Source organism: Frankia sp. CcMO1, from assembly GCF_977945845.1.
Map to the genome: position 1 here is coordinate 1 of NZ_CDWTMG010000203.1, position 9142 is coordinate 9142.

Annotated in this window: 6 protein-coding genes; 4 read left to right on the forward strand and 2 right to left on the reverse strand. The window is 66.1% G+C overall.

The genetic code is table 11. From position 1 onward, the window contains the following. Window positions 1–137 precede the first annotated feature (137 nt). Entirely contained in the window at window positions 138–2591 is a 2454-nt protein-coding gene (locus tag AC08OU_RS19150) for an ATP-binding protein (protein WP_476601486.1), read from the reverse strand. Window positions 2592–3074: 483 nt separating this feature from the next. Between AC08OU_RS19150 and AC08OU_RS19155 the strand changes: the two genes are divergently transcribed. The 4 genes from AC08OU_RS19155 (at window position 3075) to AC08OU_RS19170 (ending at window position 7552) form a co-directional block, all read left to right on the forward strand. Then, complete coding sequence (locus AC08OU_RS19155; protein ID WP_476601485.1) at window positions 3075–4679, forward strand: NAD(P)/FAD-dependent oxidoreductase; 1605 nt, start codon at window positions 3075–3077, stop codon at window positions 4677–4679. Window positions 4680–4727: 48 nt separating this feature from the next. Continuing rightward, window positions 4728–5084 carry a hypothetical protein gene (locus tag AC08OU_RS19160; RefSeq protein WP_462188361.1) on the forward strand — a complete coding sequence of 119 codons (357 nt, stop codon included), beginning with the start codon at window positions 4728–4730 and terminating at the stop codon, window positions 5082–5084. Next, on the forward strand, window positions 5081–6055 hold the full coding sequence (locus tag AC08OU_RS19165) for an ATP-grasp domain-containing protein (protein WP_476601484.1): 975 nt from the start codon (window positions 5081–5083) through the stop codon (window positions 6053–6055). The genes AC08OU_RS19160 and AC08OU_RS19165 overlap by 4 nt, the downstream gene beginning before the upstream one ends. A gap of 159 nt (window positions 6056–6214) precedes the next feature. Further along, the gene (locus AC08OU_RS19170; RefSeq protein ID WP_476601483.1) at window positions 6215–7552 is read left to right on the forward strand and encodes a cation:proton antiporter; all 1338 of its coding nucleotides are present in this window, start codon (window positions 6215–6217) and stop codon (window positions 7550–7552) included. Between the two features lie 847 nt (window positions 7553–8399). Here AC08OU_RS19170 and AC08OU_RS19175 read toward each other — a convergent pair. Continuing rightward, window positions 8400–8666, reverse strand: a complete 267-nt coding sequence (locus AC08OU_RS19175; RefSeq protein WP_476605454.1) for a hypothetical protein — start codon at window positions 8664–8666, stop codon at window positions 8400–8402. Window positions 8667–9142 lie beyond the last annotated feature (476 nt).

Below are 9142 nucleotides of genomic sequence, written 5' to 3' on the forward strand. Positions count from 1 at the left end.
GTCACGTTCCACATGAGATGGACACGACCGGGTTGGGTGCCCTCTGTACCCGGGGACGGTAGTGGCAGGCCAGCACGACGACCTCCGCCCGCTCGAGGTCGATGATCTACAGTCGCCAGCGAAGTCGCTGCCCGTAACTACCCGTGAGGTTGTACGCCTACAGAATCTCCACCTACAGAATCTCCATGAGGATGCGGGGGCGGGGTAGGGGCGATCCGCTCGCGCTCGCCAACATGTCGCTGCGGCTCACACGTACGTTCCTGGAGGCTCCTGCTGCTGTCCTTTACCCACGCGATGATCTGGGCCCGTGAGGTGAAACCGAGCTTGCCGAGAATGCGCTCGACGTGACCTTCCGCCGTGCGCTGGGCGATCACCAGGTAGCTCGCGATCTCCTTGTTGCTCAGGCCGCGGGCGACGAGGTCCGCCACCTGACGCTCCCGGAGGGTCAGGGGCACCTCCGGCTCGCCGGCGGGAACGACGGGGTGGGCGACAGGAGTCCCGGTGCCCTGGGTAGCCGCGGCGACGGCCTCGTCCAGGTCGAGTTCCGCGCCCTGCGCCAGGGCGCGTTCGAGCTTCCGTTGACCTAGGACGCGTCGCAGGGACGCCTCGCATCGGTGGTGGAACGGGGCGAGCCCGAAGGCGGCGATCGACGCCCCGGTCTCACGCCAGATCCGCCCGGCCGCGCCGAGCAGGACCGCGGACTCGTGGTGCCGGCCGGCCGAGGCCATGACCCACGCCTGCTGCTCCAGCGCGACAGCGATGCCGGCATGGTCGTGGAACGCGTATTTCAGGGAGATGGCCGCGGCATGGTGCTCCATCGCCTGCTCCAACTCGCCTAGCTGCCAGGCCGCCAGACCGAGGCCGCACAGAGCGAACGAGCGGAAGCAGTATTCACCGAATCGCTCGGTCAACGCCACGCATTCCGCGAAGACGGTCGCCGCCGCGTCCTGTTCCTCGCGGATTCCGTGGGCCAGCCCGAGATAGAGCAGTGATTGGGCGAGGCCGAACGGCTCGTCGAGGTCAGCGAACCGGCGGCGGGCGTCCTGACTGCGCTCCACCGCCGCCGGCCTGTCCCCGCTGATGGCGGCGAGCCTGCCCTCGACGCAGGCGATGCGTGCGAGCACCCGCTGGTCGTGCACCCTAGCGGCCAGATCGCGAGCCTCGGCCAGCAGTGACGCCGCCGCGGTGATGTCGCCCTGGAGGGACGCGGCGTGGGCGGCCGATTGCAGACCGATAGCCCGGATCCCGTCCGGCTCCGTGGCCTTGCTCAGCCCCCGATCAAACCAGAAACGCGCCTCGCTGAGCAGCCCGATGGCGGCCCAGTATTGCCACAGGGCCACCATGATGGACAGAGCGGTCTCCGCCAGGCCCGGTGTAGTGAGGCAGAAGTCCAGCGCAACCCGTAGGTTCGCTTGCTCGCTCCGGATCCGCCTGATCCAGTCCAGTTGGGCCGGGCTGCACCACTGAGCGTCGGCGAGGGCCGCCATCCGGCGGTAGTAGGCGAGATGCCGACGGCGCACGTCCTGCTCCCGACCGGACTCGCGCAGGCGGTCCTGGCCGTACTGGCGAATGGTGTCCAGCATCCGGAACCGGACCGTCCCCTCGTCGTCGTCACGGACCAGAATCGACTTGTCAACCAGCCCGCTCAGCACGTCCAGCACGACTGCCGGCGGGCACCTGGCACCCCCCACCTGCTCAGCCGCCTCCAACGTGAACCCGTCGGCGAACACCGACAGGCACGCCCACATCTGCTGCTCGTCGGGATTGCACAGGCCGAAGCTCCAGTCGATCAGCGCGCGCAGGGTCTGCTGGCGGCGGGGCCCGGCTCTGTTGCCTCGCGTCAACAGGCTGTAGCGGTTGTCGAGCCGATCGAGGATCTGCTCCAGGGACAGCGTCCGGAGCCAAGCAGCCGCCAGTTCGATCGCCAGCGGGATGCCATCCAGGCGATGGCACAGCAACGCGACGGTCCGCCAGTTGCCCTCGTCGAGGCTGAATTCCCCGAGCACCGCTGCCGCGCGTTCCGCCAGCAGGCTCACCGCCTCGTACTGGACGAGCCCGCCAGCCAAGGCGGACTGGTCCGCGCCCGGGGCCGGCACCGGGGGCACCCTCAGCGGGGGCACCCCCAGCACCCGTTCCCCGGCCACCCCGAGCAGGTGGCGGCTGGTTGCGATGACCCGCAGGCCCGGGCCCGCGCGCAGCAGGGTGTCGACGAGCCGGGCACACGCGTCCACGAGGTGCTCGCAGTTGTCGAGCACGAGCAGGATCCTGCACGGAGCAAGGTGCGCGGCGAGCGTCGCCGCGGTCCATCGCCCGGAGAGGCGCTGCAGGCCCATCGCCTCGGCGACCGCGTCGGCGACCAGTGACGGGTCGTCGAGGTCGGCCAACTCGGCGATCCAGACACCGTCGGGGAACGCGCGCTGCCGGTCCGCCGCGAGCCGAAGGGCGAGGCGGGTCTTCCCGACCCCCCCGGGCCCGGTCAGCGTGAGCAACCGGGCGCCGGACAGCAACCGCAATGCCTCTGCCAGCTCCCGTCTGCGACCGACGAAGCTGGTCAGTTCCGCCGGCAGGTTCGACCTTCCACGTCCGGACACATACAACACCGTCCCGCTACCTGCGGGGGGACACAACTGGGGCGGACAGGTGGGCGGACAGGTAGTGAAACAGGTAGTTCTCCCGTCCCCGCACGCCGGTCCGTCGCTCAGGCTGTGCCCATGCCGAGAACGCAGACTGCACTGCCGGCAGCCTTGGGATGCCAGGCGCCGGAGCCGCGGCGACTGGCGCGGTACCCCATCCTGATCATGGCGCTGCCCCCGCAGCCGACGTCAGCGCGGGCAGCCCGCCGGTTCGTGTGGGACGCACTGAGTGGAGGGAGATGTCCACCTCGTCGAGCCCACTGAGCTGCTGGTGAGCGAGCTGGCCAACACAAGCCCCTTGATATCGTCGACACCAGCCCTGTGCACTTATGACGAAGTAAATTTCATGCGAGACCAAGCATGCGAGACCAAGTGCGAAAATCCAGCCGGCAGACGAGGCCGACCCGCGCCCCCCTGCAACTTCGACAAATCCCTGATTTGATGACCAACGAGAAAGCCCATTCAATGGGGGGCGTGCCGACGATTCGGCGGACGACCTCCGAAACTGATGTCGTGGTAGTCGGTGCCGGCATCGTAGGCCTGGCGAACGCCCTTCAGCTTGCCAAACGAGGCCTGCGAGTAACGCTGATCGACAACCTTCGCGACAAGAAACACAGCTACAAGGTCGGAGAGTCGTTCCTAGGCTTCACAAGTGCTTTTCTCCGCGCTGTGGGCGAGCTGGACAAATTCATCACCGAGAAATCATTCGCGAAACTCGGTGTATGGTTCTCCCACGGCACGGAGAACAGATCAGACTTCCGCGACGCCACCGAGTGGGCCATCAATGCCGACCCGAATCCGCCGCACTATCTCTACGATCTTGCGCCCGACAAGAAGTGGTTCCGCTGCATGTTCCTCGACATGCAAATCGTCCGCCCCGAAGCGGAGGATGCGATGTGCGCGGCCGTCCGACGGCGTGCTGGAATAACTTTCGTCGACACCGCCCGAGTGAGCGACATACAGATCTCCCCGGGAGCGGACTGGCATCAGGTGGAATGGCTTGACGGCACAACCGGAAACAGTAACATCATCCGGGCGCGCTGGGTCGTCGACTGTTCTGGGCGCAACCGGTTGTTGGCCCGTGGCCGCGGACATGCCGCGGAGCGGCGGGAACTGACTGACGGATTTCAGACGACGGCCGTCTGGGGCCAGTTCGAGGGCGTGACCGACGGTCTGTTCGGTGACGAGTGGACGCATACCTTCCCTAACGGCCGCAATACGCAACGCGACCTGTACACCGTACATTTGTGTGGGGGCGGTTACTGGATCTGGGTCATCCGGCTCTCGAAGGACCGGATCAGCGTCGGTGCGACTTTCGACCAGCGGTCGGCGCCACCCGGCCGAACTCCGCAGGAGCAGTTCTGGAATCTCATCCGGCGGCACCCCGTCCTCGACAAGGTAATCGCACCGGAGTCGCTCCTTGAGTTCCGGACCTACCGCAACGTCCAGCACTGGACCGACACGTTCGTCAGCCCGCAGCGATATGCAATGGTAGGCGACGCGGGCAGCATCATCGACGCCTACTACAGCCAGGGAATCGCGCTGGCCCTGGTGACCAGTTGGCATCTCGCCAACATTATCCAGGACGACGTCCGCTCCGGGCACCTGGACCGGGCGTATATCGAGCGGGTGAACCGAGCCACTCGCCAGGACTGGCACATGCTGCGCGCGATGGTCCGTGAAAAGTACACTGCCGCGATCGCGGACCCTCGCTTCTTCGTGTTGTCCCACGTGCTCGACATGATGGTCTTCTGGTCGGTGGGCAGCACCCGTTCAGCGATCACCCGATGGCTCGTCGACACCGAGGGCGACACTACTCGGGAGACCCCGAAGCACCGCCGCGTCCGGCGGCGTCTCCAATCCACGCTGTTCTACTCCCGGGCCCCGCTGTGGCGGTGGTTGCCGCCGGAAACCGTGCATTGGATACAGAGCCGGCTACAGGCCAACCTCGCTGCCCGCGCACGCTGGCGGCTGGATCACGGTGTCAAGCTACCAACGGTTCGTAGCGTCCAGAACGTCACCGCGCCGCTGCCTAAGGGGACGTAATGAAGTAACAAATACGTGATCGAGAGCATCGTCGCAGGTCACAGGCCTGTGGAGGGTTCGAAACGCGCAAGTTATTTCATTTCGACTCCTAAGCTGTGGTGGCTGGCGATCGGCGGGGACCGGGGACGAGATATTTCAGCTCATGACCTGGTGGAACCCGCGGAACTACGACCTGAGGGCACCGCGACCTGGTTGGACCGGTTACCCGTGCCGGCCAACACCCGATTGCGGTGGGTGATCCGGCTGCGGCCGTACGCCCTGCTCGCCGGATTCACCGCCGCCTATCTGTGGGACGGGGCGGACACGGCGGTCCGACGCCTACGCCTGCTTGTACGCCGCCCCAGCGACAGCGCGACGGCCAGCGAATTCGCTAACCGCGCGGCCTTACTGAGGAAGGATGAATGAAAGCCGTTACCACTGGGCGACCGATCGCCTACCTACATTTTGACTCGCAGCATGCGGAGTACCCACAGATCGTTACTACCCTGGCTGACTACGGTGTCACGGCAGTCGCGGTTCACCTCGACAACGTGCACGCCGTCGACTGGACAGCGTTCGATGGCGTGAACCTACGAATGTGCCGCGGCTTCCACGAGCGGCCCGACTTCCTTGACAAGATCCGGAAACTTTACCTGGAGCTGGACGGGAAGATTCCCATTCTGAACTCGATGCGGGTGGCCGTCGGGACGCTCGACAAACGGCGGTACCTGTCAGAGCTCGAACAGGACGGCATCGCGGTGATCCCGACCCGGTGGGTTTCCCGGGGCGAGGACGTGACGATTGACACGCTCATGGCCCAGACCGGATGGGACCATGCCGTCATCAAGCCAACCGTCTCGGCCGGCTCCTGGCGCACCTTCCGGGTCTCACGGAGCGGGCCGAGCACCTCAGCAACGCACTTCGTCCGGAACGGCCACAAAGCAACGTCGACGACGGGCCTGGCACCACGCCGCGGCACGGAACCCGAGACTCTGCTCCGTGACCTGGTGTCCACTCATCACGTCTGTGTCCAGCCCTTTCTTTCATCGATCCTGACCCACGGGGAACTCTCCTTCGTCTTCCTAGACGGAAAGTTGAGCCACACGGTCCGCAAAAGAGTCGCCCGGGACGGCGGCTGGTGGGCACACGAACCGTTCGGCGGCCGGAACGAAGTGATCCAGCCGACACCAGCCGAGCGTGAATGGGCGTACGGTGTGTATGAAGCACTGGAAAACCGATACGGACCGTTGATCTTCGGCCGGGTTGACGGCTTGCGGGACGAACACCGTGTGCTGCGGCTACTGGCATGTGAGCTCGTCATCCCCCGTCTGCTCCTGACCGAGGGCAACGCCTACGACACGTACGCAAAAACCATCATGCGGGCGGTTGGCGGCTGACCCGATGATCTACCAAGAAACGCTCGCCGGCCCGGGGGGAGCAACGGTTATGTACGCAGCGCATCGGACCTACCCGCGGTTTACCTCGTCCTCCCACTCTCGCTCGTGCTCGGCGTCACCGTCGGTTTAGACGTCCGCCTGCCCTTCCCAGGAGTAGTGATGGTCAACGCATCCGGTCCGGTAGCCGCGCTGTCGTCCCATGTACTTCTCGTTTTCCTGCTCCAGATCGCCGTCCTGCTCGGGCTGGCTTATCTCCTCGGGCGGGCGGCAATGCGGCTGGGAATGCCGGCAGTGGTGGGTGCACTCCTCACCGGCGTGATCCTCGGGCCATCCCTGCTCGGCACGCTCGCGCCTGGCTTCGCCGGCTGGCTGTTGCCCGCACGGGCCGACCAGTTCCATCTCCTCGACGCCGTCGGCCAGCTCGGCGTGATTCTGCTGGTCGGATTCATCGGCATAGAGATGGACATCCAGATGCTGCGGCGCCGGGGTCTGACCGCCGCCCGGGTCGGCCTCGCCGGGCTGCTGGTTCCGGTGGGCCTCGGCGTCTTGGCGGGTCTGCTGCTGCCCGGCTCTCTCGTCGCGGACGGCGCCCATCGGCTGGTGTTCGCGCTGTTCCTCGGCGTCGCGCTCGGGGTCAGCGCGATCCCGGTAGCCGCGAAGATCCTCATCGACATGAACCTGCTGGACCGCAACGTCGGCCAGCTCACCCTGGCCGCGGCCGCAGTCGACGACGTGGCCGGGTGGTCCGCACTCTCCATGATGTCGGCGATGGCGACCACGGGCGTGCGTGGCAGTGACATCGCCGTGCCGGTGGTCAGCGTGCTCGGCGCCGTGCTGGCCGCCCTGGTAGCCGGTCCTCCGACGGTCCGAAGGGCACTTCGATACGCCAGCACGGCGCGCCACGGCGGTGGCCACATCGTGGCCATCACCGTACTGATCCTGGCCGCGGCGGCGGCCACGGAGGCGCTGAGACTCGAGGCGGTCTTCGGCGCGTTCATCGCCGGCATCGTCATCGGTTCCAGCCGGGGTTTCGCTCCCGACCGGGTCGCGCCGCTGCGGACGGTGGTGCTCACCGTACTGGCGCCGATCTTCTTCGCCACCGCCGGGCTACGGGTCGATCTCGGCAAGCTCACCGACCTGTCGGTCCTCGCCGCCGGCCTGGTGGTCCTGCTGCTTGCCGTCGCAGGCAAGTTCGCCGGCGCCTACCTCGGCGCCCGGGCCAGCCGGCTCGGCCACTGGGAGGCCCTCGCGCTCGGCGCCGGGCTCAACGCCCGCGGGGTCATCGGCCTGGTCGTCGCCGGAGTGGGGCTGCGCCTCGGCGTGTTGAACACGGCAGCTTACACGGTGGTGGTTCTCGTGGCGCTCGTCACCACCATGATGACCCCGCCGATCCTGCACCTCACGATGCAACGGGTGGAGCACAGCGCAGACGAGACACTACGGCGGCTGGACCCCACCAGCGACACCGAAAGCGCACATTCCGCTGCCCGACGCTAGCGCTGGCCTTGCCGTCAAACACCCGTATCCTACAAAAGGTTGTTTCGTAACTCGGTCGGATGTGGTGTAGGTGGGGCGAGGATGTTCTCGACCCGCGCGACCCGACCGGGTCACTCCCGCTCGTCAGCCCGTCGGGAAGACCACGGACAGGTCAACGGCTGCAGGATTGGCTCTTCGGGATTGCCCTGTCACCCTGCCTCTACCTGCCCAGGGGTGCGAATCCCCTAGGCCACCGACCTAAAAAGCTGTTTTAGAATTACCCCGGTCCCGTATCCCAACCCGATAAAGCAAGCTGTCGACCGGTTGGCACGCCGAGCGCCGGAGTCCGATCCCTGGCGCTCGGCGCGCGTCCGAGGTCAAGACAAGATTTAAAACAGGTTCTTAGAATTTTCCGCCGGGAGGGGTGGGGACCGCCGTCTGGGCCAGGCCATTCGTAACGTGGCCGATGACCCCGGCCGGCGCCGGCCGGGGTGTCGCGCCTTGCAAACTCTCGGTACTGGACCGCGGCACGGGCACGGCGCCGCCGTTATCCTGCTTGTAGCTCTGGCCGCAGCCACTGAGGAACAGAGCCGATGGAATGACGAGGGCGCCAAGCACCGTCACCATGGCTCGACGGTCACGGTGTCTCGGTGTCCGGGGCCGCCGGGATCGGAAGGAATATATGGTGTCCATAATGATTCAGTAGTCTACTGCCCTATGCGCAACTTTTCCACCTACCCGAGAGGTCGGGTTTTCCACCTACCCGAGAGGCCGGGAAGATCCTGAAACGTCCGCCCGTTGGGCACAGCCATATCTCCGGCGGGTGAACCAGCCCGCTTCTTCCAAACCTTGCGGGCGTCCTTGACAATCAGGCGCGAGAGCCCGTTCTGAATCTTGAAGCCATGTGCTCTGTGTGCTCTGTGTATTCGAGCAGGAGGTTCTTCGCGCGCCAGGCAGCGTCGATCTCGAAGGCGGCCTCGCCGCCGAGGGTTGCCAGGGTGGTCAGGATCCGGTTGCGGCCGGCCGGGGTGAGCGTCCGCGGGGCCCCGGACGAGAAGTCCTTTGATCGTGTACTCGGGGTCGGTAGCGCGGCCGCGGCGGCCGCGGATCCGGTGGGTGGCCCTTCGGCGGACATCACCGACCGCCTTGTTGGCGCGGTGGGACCGACCCGGGGCGCGGTACTGGTGTTTCCACCGACCCGTCTCCCCGGGCCGTCCCCCGAACCCGGCGTACCCATTACTGGGCACCGGGCCCTCCACACGTTTACGCGCCGGTCATACCGTGGCCTGTTGCGTGCTGTCAGACCACCGGTGCTGACCTGATCCTCACCAAGGATTCCAGCCTTCAGAAACGCCTTCACCAGCGTGGACACGCGCCTGTCAGTGACCCTTTTCCGCAGCCGGCCCATGACGACCGAGTGCGAGATGTTGTCGAAACAGACCTCGATGTTCCCCTCGAACATCCACTCGTATCCCTGGGTGGCGAAGTTGTGGGTCTCAGCTATCGCGTCATACGCCCGCCGGCCCGAGCGAAATCCGTAACTGGAGGGGAGGAAGGCCACTTCCCTACCTGCCAAGATGAGACGAGACAGGCAGTACGTTCCATCTAGGG